We start from the raw sequence: 22,634 nt of genomic DNA, 5'->3' as shown, positions 1-22,634 counted from the left end.
GGGAGGGGTTGCGAAGCCGCAACGCGGCGAGCTCGGCGCTGGCGCGCCTCGAACCCCCTCCCAACCTCCCCCTGCAAGCAGGGGGAGGGGCAGAAGCTTGATGGGAGGGACGTTGCCATCATCGCGCCACCCCATGCACCGCAATCGTGCTCTCCAGCACCGCCTGCAAGCGCGCCGCCATCGTGCCGTCGATGCGCACGCCGTCGCTGTGCACGCGCAGTTCGCCGCGCGCCAGCGTGCTGTCGTTGGTCAGGCGCACGCCGTCCAGGCCGGCCAGGTGCGGATACAGCACGCCCATGTCGTCCGGGTGCAGGCGCAGTTCGACTTCGCGCTGGCTGCTGCCGACGGCGTCGAGCGCTTCGCGCACCAGGTCGGCCAGCAGCGAAGGATCGGCGGTGTACGCCGGGCCCAGCAGCGAACCGGCGACGCGCACGGCCAGTTCGGCCAGCGCTTCGGAAACTTCATCGTCCAGTCGCGAGAGCGGGCGCGTGAAGCCGTCGAGGATGCCTTCGATCTGCGCGACGAGCCGGCGCACTTCGGCCTGCCCCGTCGCGAAGCCTTCCGCGTGTCCGCGCGCCAGGCCGTCGGCGTAGCCCTGGTCGTGCGCGGCCTGCTCGATGGCCTGCAACTGCTCCACGCTGGGAGGTGGCGGCAGTTCGACCACCGGCTCGACGGGTGGCGCGTCCAGGCCGGGCGCGGTCCAGCGCACGGCGCCGGCCATTTCGGTGTTCCAGGCCGCCGTCAGGCTCATACGAACGCCTCGGCCTTGGCCGCCAGCTGGATCGTGCCGGCGTCGGCCATCTTGCGGACCATCGCGAGGATTTCCTTCTGCGCCGCTTCGACTTCCGCCAGCCGCACCGGGCCGCGCGCTTCCATGTCTTCCACGAGGATTTCCGCCGCGCGCTGCGACATGTTGGAGGTGATCTTCTCGCGCACCTTTGCTTCGGCGCCGCGAAGGGCGACGGCGAGCTTGTCGTTGGGCACTTCGCGCAACAGCGCCTGCATGGCGCGGTCGTCGATCTCGGCCAGGTTGTCGAACACGAACATCAGGTCGCGGATGCGCACGCCCAGTTCGTTGTCGATCTCGCCGATGGTGCCCAGGATCATCTCGTCCTGGCCGGAGTCCATGAAGTTGAGGATGTTGGCCGCCACCTTCACGCCGCCGACGGACGAGGACTTCAGGTTCTGCGCGCCGGCGAACTGGCGGGCCATCACGTCGTTGAGTTCATTGAGTGCGTTGGGCGGAATGCCGTCGAGCGTGGCGATGCGCAGCAGCACGTCGGCGCGCACGCGGTCGGGCAGGCACTTGAGTGCGTCGGCGGCCTGGTCGCTTTCCAGGTGCGCCATCACGATCGCGATGATCTGCGGGTGTTCGTTGCGCACCAGGTCGGCGATCGCGCGCGGCTCCATCCACTTGAGCGTGTCCAGGCCGGAGGTGTTGCGGCCCAGCAGGATGCGGTCGATCAGGCTGCTCGCGCGTTCCTCGCCCAGCGCCTGCACCAGCACGGCGCGCACGTATTCGTCGGCGCCCGAACCCAGACCGCTGGGCTGGGCGAGGGTCTCGACGAACTGGTCGATCACCTTGCCCACGGATTCGCGCGAGACGCCGCTGACCGAAGTCATGGCGACGCCGAGCTTCTGCACTTCCTTGGCGCTCATGTGCTTGAGCACTTCGGCGGCCTGCTGCTCGCCGAGCGAGAGCAGGACGACGGCGGCGCGCTGTACGCCTGTCAGACCGGTCGTGTCAGGCATCGGATTCCACCCAGTCGCGTACCACTTGTGCCACGCGCTTGGAGTCGGTGCTGACCGCCGTGCGTGCCACTTCCAGTTTGTCGTCGAAGGTCATCGCGCCCGGCGGCAGCGCGGCCGGTGCGGCGTCGGTCGGCGCCGACAGCGAAACGGCCACGTCCTCGTCGTCCGGCAGGACGGTGGCGGTGGTGATCTGCTGCGGCTTGGCCATCGCCTTGCCGCCCATCAACTGGCGGAACAGCGGGCGCAGGACGGTGACGATCAACACCAGCACCACCAGGCCGCCGACGGCGATGCGCAGGAATTCCATCGCACGCGGATGTTCCCACAGCGGCGGCTGGTCGGATTCGCCGGTGTCGGTGATGTCGCGCGCGAACGGCGCGTTGACCACCGACACCGCGTCGCCGCGCTGGGAATCGAAACCCACCGCCTGCTGCACCAGCGACTCGATGCGCTTGAGTTCGGGATCGGTGAGCGCGCGCAGCGCCGGCTTTCCGTCCTTGCCCGCGGCGGCGGGGACGTTGTCCACCAGCACTGCGGCGGTGACGCGGCGCACACGGCCCGGGCCCTGGCGGGTGTGGGTTAGCGTGCGATCGATTTCGTAATTGCGAACTGAGCTGCGCGAGGACGGCCCGTTCGATGCGGCCTGCTGCTGTTGCTGGGCGACGGCGGCGGCATTGGGTTGCGCGGCGTTGTTGGCGGCGTTGGCCTGCGCCGGCGCGGCGGGCGTGTTGCTCACGCTGCCGGGAATGCCCTGCGGTGCCGTGTTGCCGCCACCGGCCGAGGATTCCGACAGCTGCTCGCTGCGCACCATCGGCTGCTGCGGGCCGTAGATCTCGCGCGCTTCCTCGGTCTGGGCGAAGTCCATGTCGACGCTAACCTGCGCGCTGACGCGGCCGCTGCCGGTCATCGGTTCCAGCAGTTCGTGGATGCGCTGGACGTAGGTGGCTTCCAGGCGATGCTGCTGGTCGAACTGCTTGGCGCTGATGGCCGCGTCCGAATCCGGATCGACGTTGGACAGCATGCGGCCGTACTGGTCGACCACCGTGACGCGGTCCGGCGGAAGCCCGGGAATGCTGGACGCGACCAGGTGCACGATCGCATCGACCTGGCCCTGCTCGAGCGCGGATCCGTTGTGCAGTTGCAGGACCACCGAGGCGCTCGCCGGTTCCTTCTGCCGCGTGAACGCGCTCGGCTTGGGCATCGCCAGGTGCACGCGCGCTTCGCGCACGGGGCGCAGGTTGGCGATGGTGCGTGCCAGTTCGGATTCCAGCGCGTGCTGGTAGCGCGCGTTCTCGATGAACTGGCTGGTGCCGAACCCCTGGTCGCCCTTGATGGCGTCGAAGCCCGAATCGGTCTTGGCCGGCAACCCGGCCGCGGCGAGCGCGAGCTTGGCCTGGCCGAGCTGTTCCTGCGGGACGGACAGCGCGCCGGAACCGGGATCGATGCGGAACGGAATCTGCGAAGTGGCGAGCAGCTCGGAGGCCTCGCTGGTCGACTTCGCATCCAGGCCCGCGTACACCGGCACGTAGTCCGGCTTCTGCGACCAGAAGAAGAGCCAAAGGCCCAGCGCGATGACCGACGCCACCAGCGCGAACAGACCCAGCTGCCGCACCACCGGGATGTCCTGCAGCCCGCGCAGTTCGCGCAGCTTGTTCTGGTTGGGGAGGGTGATGACGGCCATGTTGCTTGTCCGGGATTCGTGATTCGGGATTAGGGATTCGTAAAAGCGGAGGTGTCAGTTCTGGAAGTCTTCTGGCTCATGTGCATTGCTCTTGCGAATCCCGAATCCCGAATCCCGAATCCCGAATCCCGAATCCCGAATCCCGAATCCCGAATCCCGAATCCCGAATCCCGAATCCCGAATCCCGGTTTCATCACACCGGCATGTTCATCACGTCCTGATACGCCTGCACCAGCCGGTTGCGCACTTCCACCGTGGCGCGGAAGGCGACCTGCGACTGCTGCATGGCGACCATCACGCGCGCCAGGTCGGCGCGCGGATCGCCCAGTTCGAACGCTTGCTGCAATGCGCCGCTGGTGTTCTGCGCGCGGCTGACGCTGTCGATGGCATGGCTGAGCGTCTGCTGGAATCCCGGCGCGCCCTGCGCCGCCCCGGCCGCCCCCGGTGCCAGCGCCGACGGGGCGATGGCATTGCCCGGCGCGGCGTCCGGCCCGCGCATGCGCATTTCGTGCGCGCGGATCTGGGACATGATTGAGGAGATCGCATCGGTCATGGTTCGTGCCGTGCCGCGTGGGGTTCTGCCAGGTACAGGCAAGCGGCGTGCCACGGATTCATGAACGGGTTTCTGGCGCGGGGTGCGGGGTGGGTGTCGGGTCGCTGGCGCGACGGAACCAGTCGCCGTCTCGATGACGAAGGCCGCGATCCGTTCGGCCGTCGCGGTTGCCGCCGTTCTTGATCGTCATCCCGGCGAAGGCCGGGACCCAGGCCCGTAACGCGCGGGCACTCCTTCTTTGGGCAATCCACCTCATCGTCATCCCGGCGAAGGCCTGTCCTGAGCTGGTCGAAGGGCCGGGATCCAGGCCGGCAGCACATGGGCACTCCGATAACGGCGAACCCGGTCACCGTCATTCCAGCGAAAGCTGGAATCCATTTTGATTTGGCTTTCTTAGGCTTCTCAATGAAGGAGCAATAGCAAGGCTTCCGATCGGCTGCGCCGCTCGGGTCACTTTTCTTTGCTTGCCCAAAGAAAAGTAACCAAAAGAAAGGGCCTTCCTTGACACCCCAATCCCACGCCCGGAAGGAGCAAGGGCGCGTTCGCGATTCGCCATCCATGGCTCAGCGCTCACCGCCGCACATCCATGTGCGGCGCCCTTCGGGGCTAGGGACCTGAAAGGCTGTTCGACAGCAACAGCAACAGCAACAGCAACAGAAGTATCAGCAGCAACAGCAACAGCAACAACAGCAACAACAGCAACAACAGCAACAACAGCAACAGCAAATCCACCGTAGCCACAGCAAATCCACCGTCATCCCGGCGAAGGCCGGGATCCAGGCCCGCAGCATCCGGGCACTCCCTCTGCGGTAAACCACTTCACCGTCATTCCCGCGAAGGCGGGAATCCAGGGACTTTTCACGCTTGCCCGCTGCCTATGAACAGCAACAGCAACATGGATTCCAGCTTTCGCTGGAATGACGTGATACGTCGGACAACGTGACAGCCTGGATCCCGGCCTTCGCCGGGATGACGGCTTCGGAGACGCTTTCCCGAATCCCGAATCCCGAATCCCGAATCCCGAATCCCGAATCCCGAATCCCGAATCCCGAATCCCGAATCCCGACCCCAACAACGCGAGCGCTAACATCCCCCGCCCGCAAAAGGCCCGCTCAGAACCCCGATACCAGCTCCATCGTGTCGCGCTCGATCCCGTACTTGCGCAGCTTCTCCACCAGCGTCGTGCGGCGCAGGCCGAGCAGCGGGGCGGCGTGGGCGACGACGCCGCCGGTCTGGGCCAGGGCGGCGCGGATCAGGTCGAGTTCGATGTTGGCGATGTGGCCGCGCAGGTCGATGCCCTGCGGCGGCAGCGTCGTGGTCGGGGACAGCGTGGACGGGTCCGGCGTCGCGTCGGCTTCGCGCAGCAGGGCCATCACCGGCGCGGGCTCCTCGGCGGGAATGCTGTCGATCGCCGCCAGTGTTTCGGCCGGCAGCTGGCAGCGGTAACGCGCCGGAAGATCGTCGGCGCGCACCAGGCCGCCCGGATGCAGCACCGACAGACGTTCCAGCAGGTTGCTCAGCTCGCGCACATTGCCCGGCCATGCGTACTGCTGGAGCATCGCGATCGCGTCACCCGCCAGGCTGACGCGGCCGCGGCCGCCGTCGGAGAGCTGGCGCGTGATCGCGCCGATCAGATCCGGCAGGTCGGCGGCGCGTTCGCGCAGCGACGGCATTTCGATGGGGAACACGTTGAGGCGGTAGAACAGGTCCTCGCGGAACTTGCCCTGCGCGATGTGCGCTTCCAGGTTGCGGTGCGTGGCGGCGATGACGCGCACGTTGCACTTCATCGTGCTGGTGCCGCCGACGCGCTCGAAGCAGCGTTCCTGCAGCACGCGCAGCAGCTTCACCTGCATCGCCATCGGCATGTCGCCGATTTCGTCCAGCAGCAGCGTGCCGCCTTCGGCCATCTCGAAGCGGCCCTTGCGCTGCGTCAGCGCGCCGGTGAAGGCGCCTTTCTCGTGTCCGAACAGTTCGCTTTCCAGCAGGTCCGGCGGGATCGCGCCGCAGTTGATCGCGACGAACGGCTTGTCGCGACGCGGCGAGCGCGCGTGGATGGCGCGCGCGGCGACCTCCTTGCCGGTGCCGGATTCGCCGAGGATCAACACGGTGGTGTCGAAGGCGGCGACCTGGTCGATCATGCGGTTCAGACGCAGCACGGCGGCGCTGCGACCGGTCGGGCCGACCTGCGGGATCTCGCGGCGCGCGTCGTCGTCCAGACGCTTGAGGCTGGCGCGGCGCAGCACGTCCTGCAATTGGGTGCGTCGGATCGGATAGTCCAGCGCCCACACCTGATCCGGATGCACCTGCGCACGCCACGCGGCGTTGTCGTCGTGGCAGGGCAGTTCCAGCACCGGCGGGTGCATCGGCTGCGCGCCGATCCATGCGGCGAAACGCTCCCAGGCTTCGCCGTCGCCGATGTCGCCGGCGATGACCGCGACCCAGTCGGTGGCGCGCGCGCGCTCGAGGTTGATCTCGCTCGCATCGGCCGCGATGCGGGGAGTGAAGTCCATGAACTCCAGCAGCGTGGCGACGCGTTCGGCGCGCACCATGTCGTTGTCGATCAGGAGGATTCGCGATTCGCTCATGGCGTGTCTTCCGTGGCAAGGCGCTCCAGCAGCGGGAGCACGTCCTGTATGTAGGCCAGCTTGCTGACGAAGGCATCGGCGCCGGCGCGCAGGGCGTGCTCGCGGTGCTCGGTGTCGTCGAAATGGCTGGCGATGACGATGTAGGGCAGCGGCTCGTCTTGCGCCTTGATCAGGCGCGCGGCCTGCAGGCCGCCCATCTCCGGCATCGCCATGTCCATCAGCACCACGTCGGGACGCAGCGTCTCGCACTGGGTGATGGCTTCGATGCCGTTGCCGGCGGTGCCGATGACGTTCGCCCACGGTTGGCGGCGCAGGTGGCGGATCGCCGCGCTGATGAAGCCGGGGTGGTCGTCGACGATGAGGATTCGAAGTTCACGCATGATCAGCCTGCCTTTGCCATTGCGACGGCCGGGCGGCGGCGCTGGCGCGCCGGCGCGATGGCCAGCTGGTCACGGTACTTGGCAACGGTGCGTCGCGCCACGCGCACGCCCTGGCGGGCGAGCAGGCCGGCGATGGTGTCGTCGGCCAGCGGGGCGTGCACGGGCTCGTCGTCGATCAGGCGCTTGACCATCGCCTTGACCGCGCTGCCGGACACGTCCGCGCCGTCCAGGCGCACCGCGAACAGGCGCTTGAGTTCCAGCGTGCCGCGCGGCATCTGCAGGTACTTGCCGGTGGTGATGCGCGAGACGGTGGATTCGTGCATGCCGATGGCGTCGGCGACCTCGCGCAGCGTCAGCGGCGCGATGGCCTCGTCGCCGCGTTCCAGATACGCGCGCTGGCGTTCGACCAGCACCTGCGTGGTGCGCAGCAGGGTGTCGTTGCGCATCGCCACGCCGCGCACCAGCCAGCGGGCTTCGTCGAGCAGGCCGCGCAGCGCGGACACGTCGCCGGGCGCATCGGCCAGGGCGCGTTCGCAATGCGAGGCGATGCGCACGCGCGGCGTGGAACGCTGGTTGAGCGCGACATGCCAGCGGCCGTCGGCGCGCCAGGCGACGACGTCGGGAATGACGACGTCGCGATCGCTAGCCGGCGCGTCCTCGATGGGATGCGCGCGCAGCGTGAGGATCAGCGTGATGGCGTCGCGCACGGCGTTGGTGTCGGCCTGCAGCGCCTTGGCGAGTGCGGCTTCGTCGTGCATCGCCAGCAGGTCGACGTGGTCGCGCAGAATGCGCGACGCCAGCGTGCGTCCGGCCGATTCGGGCAGCATCGACAGCTGCGCGCGCAGGCACTCACCGGCATCGCACGACGCCACGCCGGGCCATTCGCCGTGCAGCAGGCGCTGGCGGACGATTTCCAGTTCGCTGGCATCGACATTGCAGGTGCTGGCACCGAGCAGGTGCAGTTCGTCGAGCGGGGCTTCCAGGTAGCCGCGGTCGTCGCACTGGTCCAGCCACCAGGCGGCCAGTTCGAGATCGCGCGCGTTCCACTGCAGGGACAGCGACTTCAGCAGGCGCAGGCGCGGATCGCTCGACTCCCCGTCGGCGATGCGCGCGGCCGAGTCGTCGTCGAAATCGCCGCCGGCGCTGCCGCCGGAGACGAACGAGGGTTCGGGCAGTTCGTCCCATGCCGCGGTTTCCAGCTGCGCATCGACGGTGGCGTCGACGCCACCGTCCTCGGCCTCGTCCTGTTCCAGCAGCGGATTGCGCTCCAGCGCCTGGCGAAGCTCGAGTTCGAGCTGCGGCGCGGTGAGCTGCAGGAGGCGGATCGATTGCAGAAGTTGCGGCGTCAGGTTGACGCCCAGCCCGAGCTTCGGGCTCATCACAGCTTTCACGGTTGTGTCCCCATCCGCCGGAGCCGGCGGCCACGGAAGTCATCGTGATGTGAAGGTGACGGGAAACTAATCGGGGCGAGCCCGGACATACGCCGGGGAATACCTGTAGGCGTGTCGGGGTAACCCTGACATTGCGACGTGTTTCCGGCTGGCCGTGTGCGGATGCGTCATGCAGTGACGCGATGGGGCACGCGTGCATCCGTCACTGTTGGGGTTTGTGACGATCCGTTGGCGCGGGGAGGCGGGGGCGGGTGGAGGGTTGCAAGGGGCGGGCCAGAATGGGGGTTGGCGCGATACGAGGGGCGCTTCGATGACGGCGGGCCCTGTCCCCGTCATTCCAGCGAAAGCTGGAATCCATTTTGATTTGGCTTTCTCAGGCTTCTCAAAGAAGGAGCAACAACAAAGCTTCCGATCGGCTGCGCCGCTCGGGTCACTTTTCTTTGCTTGCCCAAAGAAAAGTAACCAAAAGAAAGGGCCTTCCTTGACACCCCAATCCCACGACCGGAAGGAGCAAGGGCGCGTTCGCGATTCGCCATCCATGGCTCAGCGCTCACCGCCGCACATCCATGTGCGGCGCCCTTCGGGGCTAGGGACCTGAAAGGCTGTTCGACAGCAACAGCAACAGCAACAGCAACAGCAACAGCAACAGCGACAGCAAATCCACCGTAGCCACAGCAAATCCACCGTCATCCCGGCGAAGGCCGGGATCCAGGCCCGCAGCATCCGGGCACTCCCTCTGCGGTAAACCACTTCACCGTCATTCCCGCGAAGGCGGGGTCTTTCGGGCCGCCGAATGGCGGCACCCTCCATGTATCCGATCCACTCCGGCCTTCGAAAGGCTTGATGCGTGCGAGCCTGGATCCCCGCCTTCGCGGGGATGACGACTTGTGGGTGGGGAGGCTCCGGGCCTGGGATTCTCGCCTTCGCGGGGATGACGGTTTCGGTTAGGTCTTGGTCGAGACGGGTAACCGCAGTCCGTCGCCCGGATGACGACATGCCTAGCCCCTCTCCCGCTTGCGGGAGAGGGGTTGGGGTGAGGGCAGGCGAAGCGGGAACGCGCGCGGACGCAACGCGATCAGGCGTGAGGAGTCAGACGTCAGGCACTCGGCCGATCATGCAACCGCATCGCCATGCGCAGCAGTTCGATCGCGTTGCGGCAGCCGAGGGTGGCCATGATGCGGGCGCGGTGGGTCTCCACCGTCTTGACGCTGATGCCCAGGTCGGCGGCGATCTGCTTGCTGGTGCGGCCTGCGCCGAGGGCAGCCAGGATCTCGCGCTGGCGCGGCGGCAGGGAGTCGATGCCTTCCTCGCTGCGGGGACGCGCGAACAACTGCGGCGCGGAGACCTGCGGGCTCAGATAGGTGCGGCCGGCCGCGGCGGCGCGGATGGCGATTTCCAGCTCGGCCGGCGCGGCTTCCTTGACGACGAATCCGCTGGCGCCACGCGACAGGGCCTCGCGCACGTGGGTGGGGTCGTCGTGCATCGACATCACCACCACCCGGCAGGTGGGGTGGTCGCGGCGCAGTTCGACCAGGGCCTCGAAACCGCTGCGGCCCGGCATGGACAGGTCGAGCAGGACGATGTCGGGCTGGTGCTGGCGTGAGCCGACGACGGCCTGGTCCGCGTTGGCGGCCTCCGCTACGACTTCGATATCCGCGAACGATTCCAGCAGGCGACGAAGGCCCGCACGGACCAGCGTGTGGTCATCGCAGATCAGTACACGCAACAGCCCCGAGCCCAACTTCCGTTCCCCAAAGCATCCAGCTTCCGTTCGGGGCACCTTAGCGGAGGTGACGCGGAGGGACCATTCGTTCACGCAAGGAATGTGACGGGCCCGACAAATGTTCCACCGTGCGCCGGGGTACCGGACGGGGTGGTATGGGGTGGTCCGCGGTTTGCCCTCACCCCAAACCCTCTCCCGTGAACGGGAGAGGGGCTCGAGTCTGCGGGCTCTGTGGCCTCAGCGCTGGCGGCGGGTTTCCGCCACCTGGCGGCGGTGGAGCAGGAACAGGTGCCGCTCCAGCGCCTCGGCCAGTGAGGCCGGCAATGCGTCGAAGGCGACCCAGGCGTGGCGGCCGTCGCTGGCCAGCACACGGGCGGGCAGCTCGATGCAGTCCGGCAGCCAGTCGGCCGGTTGCACGCGCAGCACGCCGCGGGCGCCGGGCTGGATGGCGATGGCATCGCCGTGCACGTCGATGCGCGCGCCGCGCGTGGACCAGCGCAGCAGCGCGGTCGGCGGAACGTCGCCGCGATCGCGCAGCATCGCGCCGACCAGGCCCAGCAGCAGGTCCACCTTCGCTTCCACGCGTTGCAGGGCGGCGGAGGGTTCGGCGTCGGCATCGGCGTCGTCGCCGCGCACCCGTTCGCTCAGGGCGAGCGAAGCCAGCAGCATTTCCGCGCGCGCGGCGCTGCCGTGCGCGGAGGCCGGGTCCAGGCCTCCGGGCAGGAACGCCGCCGGGCGGCGGTCTTCGTGCGCGAGCACGCCGTCGAAGAGTGCGACGTCGGCGTCCTGCGGCGTCATCCGGCCAGGGTCCGGTAGGCGAGGGCGCCGCGACGCTCGCGGCCCATGCGGGCAAGGATCGCGGCGGTTTCGTCGCGCACCACGCTCAGGTCGTGCAGCAGCGCGGTCTGGCGCTCCAGCAGTTCGCGCCACGGCGCGGCGGAGGTTTTCGTCAGGTCCACCGATTCCAGCGCCTGGCGCAGTTCGCGGTCGTGTTCGGCCAGCAGCTCGAACGCGCGCTCCCAGTGCTCGGCATGCATCGCCGCGCGCACTTCGGATTCGGGCAGGACGGGAACGGCGACGCTCACGGCGTCTTCGGCGCGATGGCGAGCCAGGCCGACTCGATGTCGCCCAGCAGCGCGTCCACTTCGCCCAGCGCGCCGGCGTCGTTGTCGGCGTTGGCCGACAGCAGGCGCTGCTGCGCGTAGTCGTACAGCGACTGCAGACCCGCGGCGATCTCACCGCCGGCTTCCAGGTTGAGCGCGCCGTTGAGGCCGGTGATCAGGCCGCTGGCATCGCTGATGGCCTTGGCCTTGCGCGGGATGTCGCCGCGTTCCAGGCAGGCGCCGGCCAGGCGGATGCGATCGCGCGCGCCGGAGAGCATCAGCGCGACGAGGCGGTGCGGGTCGGCTTCGAGCACGGCGGCGCTGACGCCGGTGCTGCGGTACTGGTTGGCGTAGTTGCGGTGGCTGCCGAGCATGGTGGATCTCCGGGGTGACGTCGGCTGGATTACAGCGAACCGAGTTGCTGGGCCAGGAAGCCGCTGCTGCCCTGCAACTGCGTGACCATCTGCTCCATCGCGGTGAACTGCGCGGTGTAGCGGGTCTTCAGCGATTCCATGCGGCGGTCCAGGTCTTCGTATTGCGTGTTGTAGGTCTTCAGGCGCGCGTTGAGGCTGTCGCTGCGCGAATCGAACAGGCCGTTGTCTTCCAGCACCGAGCCGAGCATGTCTTCGAGCTTGGCGCCGTAGCCCTCCTCGCCGCCGAACAGGCGCGACAGCGCGCCCGGATCCTCGGCCAGCGCCTTGGTCATGTCGGCGGTGTTGAGCGTCAGCGTGCCGTCGGTGTTGATCTTCACGCCCAGGTCCTTGAGCGCAACCACATTTTCGCTGGCCATCGTGCGCAGCTGCGCCTGCAGGCCGCGCACCATGCTGTCGCCGGTGAGCGCCGAACTGGTCTTGGTCTCGGCGTTGTACGCGGTGACGGACTTGGTCAGCCCGATCGCCGTGTTGTAGGCGCTGATGAAGGACTGGAGCGTCGTCTTGAGCGCGGCGTCGTCGGTGGAGACCTTGAGCGTGAACGTCTCGTCCGGCTTGGCTTCCTTCAGCGTCAGCGTGACGCCGGGCAGCAGGTCGGTGATGTTGTTGCTGCTGGAGGTGCGCTCCATGCCGTCGACGACCACCTTGGCGTCGGCGGCCTTGACGGTCTCGGTCATCGAGGTCTGCACGCCGGGGTCGTAGACCAGCGCGGAAAGCCCGCCGTCGCCACCGGTGGTGGTGATGCGCAGCTTGCCTTCGGTGCCCGTGTCGTTGGCCGTCAGCACCAGGTGCTGGCCATCGTCGGCGTTGACCAGGCTGGCGCTCACGCCCTTGCCCGCAGCGGCGGCGTTGATCGCGCTGCGGATGTCGGCCATCGTGTTGCGGCCTTCCTTGATCTCGACTTCGATCTTCTCGTCGCCGGCCTCGATGATGAGCTTGCCGGTGCCGATCTTCGTCTCGGCCGGTTTGCCGGCCGAGGTCAGCTTGTGCGCCGTGGCCAGGCTGACCACTTCGATGTCGTACTCGCCCACCGCCGCCGACGTCGCGGCGGTGGCGGTGAAGCCGGCCTTCTCGGGCACGTTGGTGATGCGCGCGTTGGTGCCGTCTTCCTTGCGCAACTTGTCCAGCGCGGTCTTCAGGCCGGAGAAGGCGCCCTTGAGCGCACCGATGGCCGAAAGCTGGGTCTTGGCGGCGGTTTCACCGCGGGCGATGCGGTTCTCGACAGGCGCGCGTTCGGCCGCGACCAGTTGCGAGACCAGCGAAGGAATATCGATGCCCGAGCCGAGCGTGGAAATGGCCATGACCGCTTACCTTCCGCGTGAACCGTGGGCCGCGATGCGCGGCGTGGAACGGGGCGAACGATGAGCGGTCATGGCAACTCCTTGCGGAAAAGAACCGGCGGGATGCGTTCGCGCGCATCCCGCCAGGGTGCCATCGGGACGCGGATCTCGCGCCCCGTCTGGCGGTGGATCAGCCCAGCAGGCTGAGGACGTTCTGCGGTACGGCGTTGGCCTGCGCGAGCATCGCGGTGCCGGCCTGCTGCAGGATCTGCGTGCGGGTCAGCTCGGCGGTTTCTTTCGCGTAGTCGGCGTCGCGGATGCGGCTGCGCGAAGCGGTCAGGTTCTCGCTCGTCGCCTGCAGGTTGGCGATGGTCGAGGTGAAGCGGTTCTGGATCGCACCCATGTCGGCGCGGGCCGAGTTCACGCCGGTCAGCGACTTGTCGACGATCTCCAGCGCACGCTGGGCGCCGTCGAAGCTGGTGATGTCCAGGTCCGAGGCGTGGACGCGAGAGAAGGTGGTGTTGTCGGTCAGGTCGATGACGACGTCATCGGCGGCGACCACGCCCACATCGTCCAGACCCGTGGTCTCGATGTTGGTGTCGGCCTTGATGGCCGTCAGCACCACGCCGTCGCCGGTGTCGTTGAGCTTGGCGTACACGCCGGTCTGGTCCATCTTCGAGTTGATGGCCGAAGCGGTGGCCTTGGCGATGTCGCCGGCCGTGGCATCGGCGGCCACGCTGATGTCGCCGACGTCGACGCCGTTGACGGTGGCGCCGGTGACGAGCAGCTTGCTGGCGTCGTTCGGGTCGGCCGTCAGGTCGCCCGGGACGATCGCGGCGCCGGCGATGTCGGCGGCGAACACCGTGCTGCCCAGTTCCTTCGACTGCGCATTGACGATGCTGTTGATGCCGATCGTCTGGCCGGAGTTGGCGCCGACCTGGAACAGCGCGCCGGCGAAGGAGCCGTCGAGCAGCTTGGTGCCGTTGAAGTTGGTCTGGTTGGCGACGCGGTCGATTTCGGCGACCAGCTGCGTGACTTCGGCGTTCAGCGCGTCACGGTCGGACTGCGAGTTGGTGGCGTTGGCCGACTGCACGGCCAGTTCGCGAACGCGCTGCAGGTTGTTGCCGATCTCGACCATCGCGCCTTCGGCCGACTGGGCCAGCGAGATGCCGTCGTTGGCGTTGCGCACGGCGACGTCGAGACCGCGGATCTGGGTGCTGAAGCGCTCGGAGATTGCGAGACCGGCGGCGTCGTCCTTCGCGCTGTTGATGCGCAGGCCCGACGACAGACGCTGGATGGTGGTGCCGAGGCTGGCGCTGTTGGTGCCCAGGTTGCGCTGGGCATTGAGCGACATCACGTTGCTGTTGATGACTTGTGCCATGGTGATTCTCCGTAGGTTTCGGTTAGGGCACCGGCGAAGCACTTCGCCGGCCGGCAAGACCGCAGTGGTTGGTCGGTGTTGCCGGCCCTTGCCGCTGCTGACCTAGATATCGGTGCCCTTGGGGAAACCTTTAGCTCCTGGTTGACACAAGCGGGGATTCGGGAGTCGAGATTCGGGATTCGTGGGGGGGAATCACGGTTTGACCCTTGACGACCCCGGCGCTGGGCGGCGGGAACCGCTTCGAGCCGCTGCCTCCTCACCGTCATTCCCGCGAAAGCGGGAATCCAGCGACTTGAGGCGTCATGAAGGCACTGGATTCCCGCTTTGGCGGGAATGACGAACAAGGCCGACACGCTCTCTTGCGAATCACGAATCACGAATCACGAACTACCGCATCAAATCGAACAACGAACTCGACTGCAGCCGCATGAAGGCCTGCTGCGCCGCCTGCAACGCGGTGCTTTCCAGCTGGAAGCGGCTGATCGCTTCGGCGTAGTCCAGGTCGCGGATGCCCGACAGCGTGGTTTCCAGCGTCACCGATTGCGCTTCGCGCAGTTCGGCGGCGCTGTCCATCGCGGCCAGCTGCGCACCGCCGGTGGCGCGGCCGTCGATGAAATGGTCCTGCGCCGTCGCCGCGTCGCGCAGCGAGGCCTGCAACGCGTTCTGCTGCGCGGCGCGCTGCACGGGCGTGTCGTCGGGAAGTTCGAGCGCGCCGACGAGGTCGTCGATCATGCCGAACACATCCTGGTTTCCGGCCGGGCCGATGCTGAAGCTGTCGCCCGCCGCCGGCGCGCCGTCGATGCGCAGGTTGAGGCCGCCGACGCTGATGCCTTCGCCGCTTTCATACGTGCCGGTGCCGACGACGGCGCCGCCTGCATCGCGCAATTCGTATGCGTCCGGCGCGGTGAACACCACGCTGTAACGGCCGCCGTTCCAGCCAGCGGTGGCGTCCAGGCCGAATTCCATCAGCACGCCGCTGCCGGTGTTGGTCGTGGCGGCCGCGCCGTCGATGCGGCCGTCGCCGGTCTTGATGCGCATGAACAACTCGCTGCCCGGAAGCGTGTCGGACACGAACTGGTCCGGCGCGATCTCGACCTGGCGCTGGCGCTGGTCGCCGGTGTAGCCGACATTGCCGCCGTTGACCACGAACGGCGCGTGGTCGTCGGCGGTGCCGCCGAACAGATAGCGGCCGCTGCCGTCCTGGCTGTTGGCCAGGCCGATCATTTCCTGGCGGATCACCTTCAGCTCGGCGGTGATCGCCTTCTTGTCGTCGCTCGACAGGCTGGCGTTGTTGGCCTGGATGGTGAGCTCGCGCACGCGCGCCAGGCGTTCGCCCGCCTGCGCGAGCACGCTTTCCTGAAGATTGAGTCGATTGCCGAGCAGGTTGGCGTTCTGGCCGAAACGTTCCAGTTCGGCGTTGGCGCGGTCCAGCGACACGGCCGTGCCGGCCGCGACCGGATCGTCCTTCGCGGTCACCAGGCGCTCGCCCTTGGCGAGCTGCTGCTGCGTGTGCGCCAGGCTGGCCTGCTTGGACAGCATCGTGCTCAGTTGCAGCGAGTACGCGCCGGCGGTGGAGATACGCGTGTTCATCGGCTCACCGCGCTGATCAGGGACTGGAACATGCTGTCGGCGGTGGAGATGACCTGCGCCGCCGCCTGGTAGGCCTGCTGGAACCGCATCATGTTGGCCGCCTCTTCGTCGATGTTGACGCCGGAGATGGAATCGCGCGCCGCCTGCGCCTGGTCGTGCAGCACCTGCTGCGCCTCGGCGGCGTAATCGGCCTGGCGCGCGGCCGAACCGATCTGCGTGGTCAGCCCGCCGATGGCGTTGTTGAGCGAGACGGTGCCGTTGCCCAGCGCCTTCGCATCGTCCAGGTTGCCCAGCAGGATCGCGTTGCCGTTGTCGCTGGAACCGGCGCCCGTGCTGCCCACGCTGAAGCGGTCGCCCGCGACGGGCACGCCGTCGAGCGTGAGGCTCCAGCCGTTGGCGTTGATCGGCTGGCCCGGCGTGTAGGTGAAGGGACCGGCGCCGTTGACTGTGTACTGCGTGCCGTCGATGAATTCGATGTCCGCCGGCGTGAGCAGGTTGGCGTTGGTCGAATCGGTGACCTTCACGCCGCTGATCTTGCCGGTGCCGACGTTGTCCAGTTCCGCCTTCGCCTTCACCGGCGTGGCCGCGGCGATGCGATTGGGATCGTCGATCGCGACGCCGATGCCGCCCGCCGCGCCCGCCGTGGGTTGCAGCAGGAAACGGTCGCCCGTGCCCGGCGTGCCGCCGAGGACCAGTTCCACGCCGCCGACGACGAGCGGATCGGCGGCGGTGCCCGTGCCGGTGAGCGGCACGTTGGCGCCCGTGTCGGCGCGCGTGGCGCTCCATGCGGTGCCGTCGAATTTCAGCACGACGTTCTGCGCGTCGAGCTTGGACAGATCGCCCACGCTGGCGGTGAGCGAGGCGTTGCCGGTGTTGCCGGCATGGCCACTCGTGCGCGGCGCGGGAATGTTGAAGAAGTCCGTGCCCATCTGGCCGTTGAGGTCCATGCCGGCGCGGTGCTGCTTGTTGAACGTTTCGGCCAGGCCGACCGCGATCTTGCCCAGCTCGGCCTGCGCCGGATCGAGCACGTCGCTGCGGAAATCCATCAAACCGCCGATCTTGCCGCCCAGCGCGGTGTCGTTGAGGCGGATCTGCTGGCCGTTGCTTTCCAGCGCGAGTTGCAGGCGCTCGGGCTGGTAAGGGTCGGTGATGGTGGTCAGCTTCGCCGACGTGTTGCCCACGACCAGCGCCTGGCCGCCCGCGGTGAACACGTTGAGCGAGCCGTCGCCCTGCGCGACCGCGGTGCCGCCGGTGAATCCGACCATCTGCGAGACGAGGCGGTCGCGCTGGTCGAGCAGGTCGTTGGAGACGTGGTTCGGGTTGGAGGAAATCTCGCCGTTGAGGCGCGCGATTTCCGCGCCGATGCGGTTCACTTCCTCGGCGCTGCTGCGCAGGCCGCTGTTGACTTCGTTGCCCATCGAATCGAGCTGCGAATTGAGCTGCTTGAAGCGCGAGGCCAGCGCGTTCGCATCCGACAGCACTTCCTGGCGCGCGGCCGAGGACGAGGCGTTGCTGCTCAGGCCGGTGGTGGCGTCGAAGAAGTTCGACCACACGCCGGAAAGGCCGGTCGCCTTGTCGGAAATCAGGCTGTCCACGCGCGATGCCATCGCCGACAGTTGCTGCAGGCGCGACAGTTCGCCGCCGCTGTCGAGCAGTCGCGTGGTCGCCAGCTGGTCGGCGATGCGGCGCACATCGGCCACCTTCACGCCGTTGCCGACGTAGCCGTAGCCCATGTCGGTGGGCGAGCGCGTGGCCAGGTCGACGCGCTGGCGCGAATAGCCTTCTGTCGCGACGTTGGCGACGTTGTGGCTCACGGTCGCGAGCGCGCGCTGGAACGCGATCAGCGCGCCGGAACCGGTGGAGAGGATATTGGCCATGGGTCAGCGTCCTGGGGTCATCCGCGCGTCGAACCGGCGTCGAGCGAGGCGAGCGCGCGGTTGAGCGTGGCGCCTTCCGCGATCGCGTTGATCTTCGCGGCGTAGGCGGGGTCGGTGGCGTAGCCGGCGCTTTGCAGCGCCTGCGCGAACTGCCGCGTATCGGTGCCGGCTGCGCGCGCCTGCGCATAGCGCGGGTTGTTGAGCAGGCGTGCGTAGTCGCTGAAGCTGTCGCCGACCGAGCCGTAGGCGCGGAAGTCCGCCCGCTCGCTCGTGCGCACGCCGTCGACGTATTCGTGCGTGTTCGCGCTGGCGCGTTCGCCGCCCCAGCGCGAGCCGGCCTTGATGCCGAACAGGTTGTGCGAGGTGGCGCCGCCTTCGCGGTTCGCCAGGCGCCGGCCCCAACCGGTTTCCAGCGCGGCCTGCGCGACCAGCGCCTTGGGCGAGACGCCCAGTTCCTGCGCGGTGCGCTGCGCATGCGGCCACACCGAACGCACGAAGGCTTCCGGGCTGGAGCAGTCGAGCTTGGCGTTGGGGTCGCATTCGACCGGCGGTTTTTCCACGCGCGGCAAGGCGGGTGCGGCCACGCCCTGCAGCGACACGCCACCGCTGCTGGGCGTGAGCGAAAGCGACAGGCCCGTCGCCGTCGCCGTCGGATCGATCGGAAAACCGCCTTCGGGCGTGACGACGCCGGGGTTCTGCGCGGCGCCCGTGCTGCGCTGGAGCTGCTGCACGATCATCGGCGCCAGGCCCAGTCCGCGGCCTTTGGCCAGCTCGCGCGAAAGCTGCTGGTCGTACATGTCGCGGTAGGTGGAGTTGTCGCCCATCAGCGGGTCGCCGAAGCTGGCGCTGCGCATCGACTTGACCAGCATCTGCGCGAACTGGGCTTCCAGCTGCTGCGCCGCGTGTTCCAGGCGCGAGCGGTCGACGCGCGGGGTTTCCGTGCTCGACAGCGGCTGGGCGGTGGCGGGGCGCAGGTGCATGGTGGGGTCAAGGCAAGAGCTGTGCCTGCGCGCGATGCTGTAGCCCGGGTAAGGCGAAGCCGCACCCGGGGTGACGCGCCCAAACCACAAACAAGTCGCACGTTACCGGTGCAACGCGCTGCGGCGCGTTCATCGCCGCCACGACTGAGTTGTCTGTGGGGCGCGGTGCGCTTCGCTTACCCGGGCTACAAAGGCCGTACTGTCGACGATTGGATGGCACTAGATCACCTCCAGCTCCGCGCGCAGCGCCCCGGCGCGCTTGAGCGCTTCCAGGATCGCCACGATGTCGCCCGGTGCGGCGCCGACGGCGTTCACCGCGCGCACGATCTGCTCCAGCGACGTGCCGCCCTGGAACAGGAACATGCGGCCGCCGTCCTGGCTGGCTTCGACCGAGGACTGCGGCGTGACCACGGTGTCGCCGCGGCCGAATTCGTTGGGCTGGCTGACCTGCGTGTTCTCGGTGATCGACACCGTCAGCGAGCCGTGCGATACCGCCGCCGGCAGCACGCTGACCTGGCCGCCCATCACCACGGTGCCGGTGCGCGAATTGACGATGACCTTGGCCGCCGCCGCGCCGGGGCTCACGTCCAGCGATTCCAGTCGCGCCAGGAAACCGACGCGGTCGCCGTCGTTGGGCGGCATCACTTCGATGGTGACCGCGTCCACCGCGCGCGCGCGGCCGTTGCCGAACGCGGCGTTGACGGCGGTGACGATGCGCGAGGCGGTGGTGAAGTCGGCCTCGTGCAGGTTCAGCGTGACGTTGCCCGCCGCCGGCGCGCCGGCCACCGCGCGTTCGACGATCGCGCCGTTGGGAATGCGTCCGCCGTTGGGCGCGTTGACCGAAATGCGCGAGCCGTCCTTGCCGGACGCGCCGAAGCCCGACACCACCAGGCTGCCCTGCGCGATCGCGTAGACCTGGCCGTCGGCGCCCTTCAACGGCGCCATCAGCAGGCTGCCGCCGCGCAGCGAACCGGCGTTGCCGATGGACGAGACGGTGACATCGATTGGCTGGCCCGGCTTGGCGAACGGCGGAAGCTCGGCGTGGATGGCGACGGCGGCGACGTTCTTGAGCTGCGGGTTCACGCCCGGCGGAATGCTGACGCCGAGCTGGTCGAGCATCGTCTTCAGGCTCTGCACGGTGAAGGGCGTCTGGCTGGTGCGGTCGCCGCTGCCATCCAGTCCGACGACGAGGCCGTAACCCACCAGCGGATTGCCGCGAACGCCAGCCACTTGCGCGAGGTCCTTGATGCGTTCGGCGTGGGCGGGCAGGGCGGTGGCGACGGCGAGCAGCGCGAACGTCGACGCGTACGCCATCGAAACCGTCATCCCGGCGAAGGCCGGGATCCAGGCCCGCACGCCGTCACCCTTGTCACCGGCATTCCAGCGAAAGCTGGAATCCATTTTGATTCTCGCGATGCGGGCAGACAGCGCGCAGCAACCGCGCAGCGTTGTACGGCAAAAGCGGTTCAACCCTTTCCCTTCGTTGCCCCTCACCCCAACCCCTCTCCCGGAGGGAGAGGGGCTCAAAGCCTGCGACGAGGAGGAAATACGAATGTTCATATGCCCTCCTCAGTACGGGTAGACAGCGGAATTGAAGAACCGACCCAGCCAGCCCATCGCGTTGGAACGCGCCAGCGTGCCGCGCCCGCCATAGACGATGCGCGCATCGCCGACGCGGTCGGACGAAATGCGGTTGTCGGGACCGATATCGGCGGTGCGCACGATTCCTTGAACCTGGATCAGCTCGTCGCCCTGGTTCAGGCGCACCTGCTTCTCGCCGCGCACCAGCAGGTTGCCGTTGCCCAGGTTCTGCACCACGGTCGCGGTGACCGAACCGTTGAGGCGGTTGCTCTGCGTGCTGTTGCCGGCGCCCTTGAAGTCGCGCGAGCCTTCCACCGACGCTTCCAGGATCGCGTTGCCCTTGTAGGTGATCGGCACGCCGGCGATGGTCGGCGCGGCCATCTCGATGCCCGATTCCTTGCTCACCGACGTGTTGGCCTGTGCACGCGCGCTGGTGTTTTCCACCAGCACGATGGTGACCAGGTCGCCCACGTCGCGCGCCTTGTTGTCCTGGAACAGGTTCAGGCCGCGACCGCCGTAGATGGAGCCTTCGCTGGAAGGCGCGACCGGCGCGACGACCGCGGCGGGCGGTGCGACCATCGGTTCGAACGGACGCACGTCGCCGACGACGGCGGCACAGCCGGACAGCGCAAGCGTCGCGCCGGCCACGGCGGCTCGAAGCAGGGTGATTCGCACGAGAGCGTTCACGACGCGCCTCACAGGTTGTTGTTGAGGAAGCCGAGCATCGAGTCGGTGGTCGAGATCGCCTTGGCGTTGGTCTCGTACGCGCGCTGGGTCTCGATCATCGACACCAGCTCTTCCACGACGTTGACGTTGGAGCCTTCCAACTGCCCCTGCGCGAGCTGGCCGGCGCCGTTGGTGCCGGGCGCGCCGGTCTGCGCCGGGCCGCTGGCGCCGGTTTCGACGAAGAGGTTGCCGCCGATGGCCTGCAGGCCCGAGGGGTTCACGAAATCCGCCAGCGTCAGCGCACCGATCTGCACGTCTTCGGCCTGGCCCTGCACCTTCACCGAAACGGTGCCGTCGGCGCCGATGGTCACGCTCTGCGTGCCTTCGGGAAACTGGATGCCCGGCTGCACCGGATAACCGGAGCTGGTCACCAGTTCGCCTTGCGGGCTGCGCTTGAAGCTGCCGTCGCGCGTGTAGGCGGTGCTGCCGTCGGGCATCAGCACTTCGAAGAAGCCGCGACCGTCGATGGCCACGTCCAGCGCGCCGCCGGTGACGGCCAGGTTGCCCTGCGAGAACTCCTTCGCCGTCGCCGCCACGCGCACACCGGTGCCGGTGGACAGGCCGGTGGGCGACTGCGTCTGTTCGGACGTCGCGCCGCCGGGCTGGCGGATGGTCTGGTACAGCAGGTCCTGGAACTCCGCGCGGTCGCGCTTGAAGCCCGTCGTGTTGACGTTGGACAGATTGTTCGAGATCACCGCCATACGCGTCTGCTGCGCGTCGAGGCCGGTCTTGGCGATCCATAGAGCCTGGGTCATGGCGGTTGTCTCCTGGGGAATGTGTGTAGCCCGGGTAAGGCCGAAGGCCGCACCCGGGGTGCCTCACCGGGCCCCGGGTGCGCTGCGCTTACCCGGGCTACGGCGGTTCGTCTCAGCGCGTCGACAACAACGAATTGGCGCTGCGCGCGTTCTCATCCACGCTCTGCAAGACGCGTACCTGCATCTCGAAGGCGCGTGCGGTCTGGATCATCTGCACCAGCATCGAGGTCGCCTCGACGTTGCTGTTCTCCACCGCGCCGGAGGTGAGCACGTCGCCGGCCGCGGGCGGCGGCGGCTGGCCGTTGGCGGCGCGCATCAGGCCGTCGTCGCCGCGCACCAGGTCGGCGGTGCGCGACTGCACCACGCCCAGGCGGCCGGCTTCGGCGATGGTGGAAGCGGGCTGGCCCTGCGGGACGATCGAGATCGTGCCGTCGCTGGCGATGTCCATCGACTGGAACGGCGGCACCGTGACCGGCGCGCCATCGCTTCCCAGCACCGGCCGGCCGTTGCTGGTCAGCAGGCCGTTGGCATTCATCTGCAGATTGCCGGCGCGCGTGTAGGCCACGCCGCCCTGCGCGTCCTGCACGGTGAGCCAGCGATCCTGGTTGAGCGCCACGTCGAGCGTGTTGCCGGTGTTGAGGATCGCCCCGTGCGTGCCGCTGACGCCGTAGGTCTGCGCGGCGGCGGCCACGCGCGAGGCGTGGCCGTTGCCGGTGACGGGCGCGGCGGTGGAACCGGCGAGCGTCGCCTGGAAGCCCACCGTGTTCGCGTTCGCCAGGTTGTGCGACACCGCCGACTGCGTCTTCAGCGACGTGCTGGCGCCGGTCATGGCGATGTAGAGCGCGCGATCGGTCATGGCACGGAC

General features: G+C 68.1%; 23 protein-coding genes. All 23 read right to left on the bottom strand.

Annotation, left to right across the window (positions count from 1 at the left end; translation table 11 throughout):
• Positions 1 to 118: 118 nt before the first annotated feature.
• The 23 genes from AAFF32_RS18960 to AAFF32_RS18850 all read right to left on the bottom strand — a co-directional run bounded on the left by AAFF32_RS18960 (position 119) and on the right by AAFF32_RS18850 (position 22,625).
• A complete protein-coding gene (locus AAFF32_RS18960; protein WP_216964324.1) occupies positions 119 to 721 on the bottom strand; it encodes a FliH/SctL family protein in 603 nt (200 codons plus the stop codon).
• A gap of 26 nt (positions 722 to 747) precedes the next feature.
• Positions 748 to 1,734: a flagellar motor switch protein FliG gene (gene fliG, locus AAFF32_RS18955; protein WP_216964322.1), complete on the bottom strand. Its 987-nt coding sequence runs from the start codon at positions 1,732 to 1,734 to the stop codon at positions 748 to 750.
• 10 nt (positions 1,735 to 1,744) lie between these two features.
• Positions 1,745 to 3,433, bottom strand: coding sequence for a flagellar basal-body MS-ring/collar protein FliF (gene fliF, locus AAFF32_RS18950; protein WP_342316021.1), 1,689 nt, complete (start codon positions 3,431 to 3,433; stop codon positions 1,745 to 1,747).
• Between the two features lie 193 nt (positions 3,434 to 3,626).
• On the bottom strand, positions 3,627 to 3,986 hold the full coding sequence (gene fliE / locus AAFF32_RS18945; protein WP_216963907.1) for a flagellar hook-basal body complex protein FliE: 360 nt from the start codon (positions 3,984 to 3,986) through the stop codon (positions 3,627 to 3,629).
• A gap of 352 nt (positions 3,987 to 4,338) precedes the next feature.
• Complete coding sequence (locus tag AAFF32_RS18940) at positions 4,339 to 4,542, bottom strand: hypothetical protein (RefSeq protein ID WP_342316020.1); 204 nt, start codon at positions 4,540 to 4,542, stop codon at positions 4,339 to 4,341.
• 50 nt (positions 4,543 to 4,592) lie between these two features.
• Positions 4,593 to 4,718, bottom strand: coding sequence for a hypothetical protein (locus tag AAFF32_RS18935; protein ID WP_342316018.1), 126 nt, complete (start codon positions 4,716 to 4,718; stop codon positions 4,593 to 4,595).
• Positions 4,719 to 5,098: 380 nt separating this feature from the next.
• Entirely contained in the window at positions 5,099 to 6,571 is a 1,473-nt protein-coding gene (locus AAFF32_RS18930; RefSeq protein WP_216963903.1) for a sigma-54 dependent transcriptional regulator, read from the bottom strand.
• The gene (locus AAFF32_RS18925) at positions 6,568 to 6,951 is read right to left on the bottom strand and encodes a response regulator transcription factor (protein ID WP_216963901.1); all 384 of its coding nucleotides are present in this window, start codon (positions 6,949 to 6,951) and stop codon (positions 6,568 to 6,570) included. Before AAFF32_RS18925 ends, AAFF32_RS18930 begins: the two co-directional genes overlap by 4 nt.
• Positions 6,952 to 6,953: 2 nt before the next feature.
• Entirely contained in the window at positions 6,954 to 8,342 is a 1,389-nt protein-coding gene (gene rpoN / locus AAFF32_RS18920) for an RNA polymerase factor sigma-54 (RefSeq protein ID WP_342316015.1), read from the bottom strand.
• 332 nt (positions 8,343 to 8,674) lie between these two features.
• Positions 8,675 to 8,878, bottom strand: a complete 204-nt coding sequence (locus AAFF32_RS18915; RefSeq protein ID WP_216963895.1) for a hypothetical protein — start codon at positions 8,876 to 8,878, stop codon at positions 8,675 to 8,677.
• Between the two features lie 560 nt (positions 8,879 to 9,438).
• On the bottom strand, positions 9,439 to 10,068 hold the full coding sequence (locus AAFF32_RS18910) for a response regulator transcription factor (RefSeq protein WP_216964320.1): 630 nt from the start codon (positions 10,066 to 10,068) through the stop codon (positions 9,439 to 9,441).
• A 234-nt stretch (positions 10,069 to 10,302) separates the two neighbouring features.
• Positions 10,303 to 10,863 (bottom strand): PilZ domain-containing protein, encoded by a 561-nt coding sequence (locus AAFF32_RS18905; RefSeq protein WP_216963892.1) that lies wholly within the window; start codon positions 10,861 to 10,863, stop codon positions 10,303 to 10,305.
• Positions 10,860 to 11,150 (bottom strand): hypothetical protein, encoded by a 291-nt coding sequence (locus AAFF32_RS18900; RefSeq protein ID WP_216963889.1) that lies wholly within the window; start codon positions 11,148 to 11,150, stop codon positions 10,860 to 10,862. Before AAFF32_RS18900 ends, AAFF32_RS18905 begins: the two co-directional genes overlap by 4 nt.
• Positions 11,147 to 11,542, bottom strand: a complete 396-nt coding sequence (gene fliS / locus AAFF32_RS18895; protein ID WP_216963886.1) for a flagellar export chaperone FliS — start codon at positions 11,540 to 11,542, stop codon at positions 11,147 to 11,149. Before fliS ends, AAFF32_RS18900 begins: the two co-directional genes overlap by 4 nt.
• A gap of 29 nt (positions 11,543 to 11,571) precedes the next feature.
• Positions 11,572 to 12,900: a flagellar filament capping protein FliD gene (gene fliD, locus AAFF32_RS18890; RefSeq protein WP_342316014.1), complete on the bottom strand. Its 1,329-nt coding sequence runs from the start codon at positions 12,898 to 12,900 to the stop codon at positions 11,572 to 11,574.
• 169 nt (positions 12,901 to 13,069) lie between these two features.
• Positions 13,070 to 14,260 (bottom strand): flagellin, encoded by a 1,191-nt coding sequence (locus tag AAFF32_RS18885; RefSeq protein WP_342316013.1) that lies wholly within the window; start codon positions 14,258 to 14,260, stop codon positions 13,070 to 13,072.
• A gap of 387 nt (positions 14,261 to 14,647) precedes the next feature.
• Complete coding sequence (gene flgL / locus AAFF32_RS18880; RefSeq protein ID WP_216963878.1) at positions 14,648 to 15,850, bottom strand: flagellar hook-associated protein FlgL; 1,203 nt, start codon at positions 15,848 to 15,850, stop codon at positions 14,648 to 14,650.
• The gene (gene flgK / locus AAFF32_RS18875) at positions 15,847 to 17,727 is read right to left on the bottom strand and encodes a flagellar hook-associated protein FlgK (protein ID WP_342316012.1); all 1,881 of its coding nucleotides are present in this window, start codon (positions 17,725 to 17,727) and stop codon (positions 15,847 to 15,849) included. The genes flgL and flgK overlap by 4 nt, the downstream gene beginning before the upstream one ends.
• 17 nt (positions 17,728 to 17,744) lie before the next feature.
• Entirely contained in the window at positions 17,745 to 18,707 is a 963-nt protein-coding gene (flgJ, locus tag AAFF32_RS18870) for a flagellar assembly peptidoglycan hydrolase FlgJ (RefSeq protein WP_342316011.1), read from the bottom strand.
• Positions 18,708 to 18,926: 219 nt separating this feature from the next.
• Entirely contained in the window at positions 18,927 to 20,033 is a 1,107-nt protein-coding gene (locus tag AAFF32_RS18865) for a flagellar basal body P-ring protein FlgI (RefSeq protein ID WP_342317314.1), read from the bottom strand.
• 243 nt (positions 20,034 to 20,276) lie between these two features.
• The gene (flgH, locus tag AAFF32_RS18860; RefSeq protein ID WP_216963868.1) at positions 20,277 to 20,975 is read right to left on the bottom strand and encodes a flagellar basal body L-ring protein FlgH; all 699 of its coding nucleotides are present in this window, start codon (positions 20,973 to 20,975) and stop codon (positions 20,277 to 20,279) included.
• 8 nt (positions 20,976 to 20,983) lie between these two features.
• Positions 20,984 to 21,769, bottom strand: a complete 786-nt coding sequence (gene flgG / locus AAFF32_RS18855) for a flagellar basal-body rod protein FlgG (protein ID WP_342316010.1) — start codon at positions 21,767 to 21,769, stop codon at positions 20,984 to 20,986.
• Between the two features lie 112 nt (positions 21,770 to 21,881).
• Complete coding sequence (locus AAFF32_RS18850; RefSeq protein WP_216963862.1) at positions 21,882 to 22,625, bottom strand: flagellar basal body rod protein FlgF; 744 nt, start codon at positions 22,623 to 22,625, stop codon at positions 21,882 to 21,884.
• Positions 22,626 to 22,634 lie beyond the last annotated feature (9 nt).

The sequence above is a fragment of the Lysobacter sp. FW306-1B-D06B genome (assembly GCF_038446665.1).
Taxonomy (GTDB): domain Bacteria; phylum Pseudomonadota; class Gammaproteobacteria; order Xanthomonadales; family Xanthomonadaceae; genus Lysobacter_J.
Note: the sequence above shows the minus strand (reverse complement) of the source record. Positions and strands in the feature narration are given on the sequence as shown.